2 protein-coding genes are annotated in these 2,618 nt (G+C 67.9%); both read right to left on the minus strand.

The features are described 5' to 3' along the window. Window positions 1-104 precede the first annotated feature (104 nt). On the minus strand, window positions 105-878 hold the full coding sequence (istB, locus tag ACFYR3_RS45645) for an IS21-like element helper ATPase IstB (protein ID WP_389288334.1): 774 nt from the start codon (window positions 876-878) through the stop codon (window positions 105-107). Between the two features lie 60 nt (window positions 879-938). Beyond that, entirely contained in the window at window positions 939-2,414 is a 1,476-nt protein-coding gene (gene istA, locus ACFYR3_RS45650) for an IS21 family transposase (RefSeq protein ID WP_389288336.1), read from the minus strand. Window positions 2,415-2,618: the final 204 nt, after the last annotated feature.

Here is a 2,618-nt window from a genome sequence, read left to right on the forward strand (position 1 = left end):
TGTCAACGGCCACTGAGATGCCCAGGTGGGTGGCCGTTGGATGACCAGGCTGGTGGCCATCAGAAACCCAGGTGTGTGGCCAGTGGTGTTCCTGGGGGTGCGGGTCAGTTCAAGGGGACCACTCCCTTCCCGGCGAGGGCCTCGGCGAGGCGGTGCGAGTCGCCGGTGGTGGTCACGAGGTGAGCGTGGTGCATGAGGCGGTCGGTGCTGGCGCCCGCGAGGGTCTTGGGCATGATCGTGTCGAAGCCCGAGGGGTGGATGTTGCTGGTGACCGCGATGGACCGGCGCTCGTAGGCGGCATCGATGATCCGGTAGAACGCCTCGGCGGCGTCCTCGCCGACGGGCAGCAGGCCAATGTCATCAATGACGATCAAATCGGCCCGGCAGATCCGGGCGACGGTCCGTGCGGTGGACCCGTCGACCTTCGACTTGCCGATCGCGGAGCTCAGCGTCTCCAGGGTGAACCAGGACACCCGCAGATCCTTCTCGATCGCGGCCTGGGCGAGTCCCTCGGTGAAGTGGCTCTTTCCCGTCCCCGAGGGTCCGGCGATCACCAGGTTCTCGGCCCGGCCGATCCATTCGAGGGTGGTCAGGGAGTTCTGGGTGGGTTCGGGGATGGTGGAGTCCTCGGCCCGCCAGGAGCCGAGGGTCTTGCCGGTGGGGAAGTTCGCCGAGTGCCGGCGAAGCCGACGGGTGGCCGCGTCGCGGCCGGTGACTTCCTCGGCTATCAGCAGCCGCAGGACCTCGGCGGGGTCCCAGCGTTGGGCGCGGGCGGTGGCCAGGACATCGGGGGCCGCTTTGCGCATATAGGGCAGACGCATGCGGCGCATGAGCTTGTCGAGCTCCTCGGGGATCGCGGGCGGGTTGGGAAAGCTCATGGAGGTGCCGTTCTCTTGGGTGACGTGCAGTCAAAAGGTGCTGGCGGGCGGCTAATTGGATCAGCGGCCCAGGGCCTGCCAGCCGCTGGTTCCGTTCTGGACGGAGTGGGCTTCGTCCGCGCGGACGACCTCGCCGACGGGCTTGCTGTCCGCGATGTGCCCCAGGATCGACAGCAGGTCGCCGTCGGCGAAGCGCCCGGCCGTGGCCGCAAGTCCGAGGGCCTGGTCGACACGGTCGTTGCCCAGGACGGTGGCCAGCTCGACCGCGCGGGCCATCTTGGCGCGGATGCGGGTGGCGCCTGCGGGTCCGGCTTCCTTGAGCCAGCGGCCCGCGCCGGGGCCGATACCCACGAACGCGATCTCAGCTTCCGAGCGGGGCTGCAGCCTCGGCTGGTGAATGCTGCGGCCGTCGGGATGGTCGGGATAGTGCTCGTCGATGATCTGCGGAACACCCGGAGTGGAAAGCTGATGGCGCCAAATCTCCGACAGATCACCGGAGTTGGTGCGCGCAGTGATGGACAGTTCCTCGCCGACCACCCGGCACCACACCCTCACGCCGGTATAGCCCGGCGGAGTCGAGTAGCGCACCGAGTTGAAGCTGATCGTGCGATCCGAACCGACCAGCCGTTCCTCGCCCAGCGCGAGCGCCAGGGGTTCGACGGGCAGGACATGCAGCGTGGTGCGTTCGATATCGAGGCGGTCGGCAGGTATCTGTCCCGTCGCCCGGTGGCGGCGGGAGTTCACCGCGTCGCACCAGGTCAGGCAGGCATCCGCGAGGTCGGTGAAGGTGTCGTAGGCGGCCAGCAGGTTCGCATCCGTGGGCACGAGGTCGGCCTTCGCGATGCGGACCGTGGCCTCCGCGCCGCCCTTCGATTCGGGGTCGTAGGGCACGCAGCTGACCACCTGGCAGCCGTAATGCCGGCCCGCGGCAACCATCTGCGGATGCCGCACCGGGATCCCGGCGATGTGCTCGACGGTGACCGTCTTCGCATTGTCGGTCAGCACATACGTCGGCGCCCCGCCGATCCGCCGCAACGTGGTGTCCAGGCAGGCCACCAAAGTGCCCAACGTGCAGTCCCAGACCGGAATCACGACCCTAAACCGCGACCAGGACAGCCACGCGCAGAACAGCCACGTCCGACGTCCGCCGATGCGCGGGCCCTCGCCCCAGTCAAACTGCAGCCACCGGCCCGGCTCGGGAATCCACGGCCGGTACGTCCGGCGCTTGCCCGCCTTCCACGCCGCCTTCGCCGCGTTCACCGCCCGTCTCGTCGAGCGCGCGCTGCCCCGGTAGCCCATCTTCACCAGCTTCTCGTGGACCACATCGGCGCGGATCGTCGCCTTCGACTGCTCGACCCACTCCTCGACCTTCTCCAGGAACGCGTCGATCATCTTCGGCCGCGGCTCTCGCTCATAGGGATTGCGCCCGCCGTTGCGGGCCTCGACATACCGCTTGACCGTCTTCGGGTCGTGTCCCGCCAGGCTCGCCGCCGACCAGACCGTCCCGGTCAGGTCGTACGCCTCAAGGATTTCCATAATCTCCGTGTCAGACTTCGTCACAGGACCTCTCCGGCCGGTAGCTGATGCGCGCAAACACCAGCAAACGGGCGGAGGGGTCTCCTCCAGTTAAGGAAGTGATCAGGAACACCACTGGTCAGACGGCCATCCACCGGGAATTCCGGTGGCCATCAGCCTGGACTCGACTGGCCACACACCTGGACTTTGCCACGGCCGCCGTCA

Source organism: Streptomyces sp. NPDC005784 (assembly GCF_042871525.1).
Lineage (GTDB): Bacteria > Actinomycetota > Actinomycetes > Streptomycetales > Streptomycetaceae > Streptomyces.

What these genes read in the sequence shown, in the direction of transcription:
- istA (WP_389288336.1), bottom strand. Translation starts at nt 2,414, where the DNA reads ATGGAAATCCTTGAGGCGTACGACCTGACCGGGACGGTCTGGTCGGCG.
- istB (WP_389288334.1), bottom strand. Translation starts at nt 878, where the DNA reads ATGAGCTTTCCCAACCCGCCCGCGATCCCCGAGGAGCTCGACAAGCTC.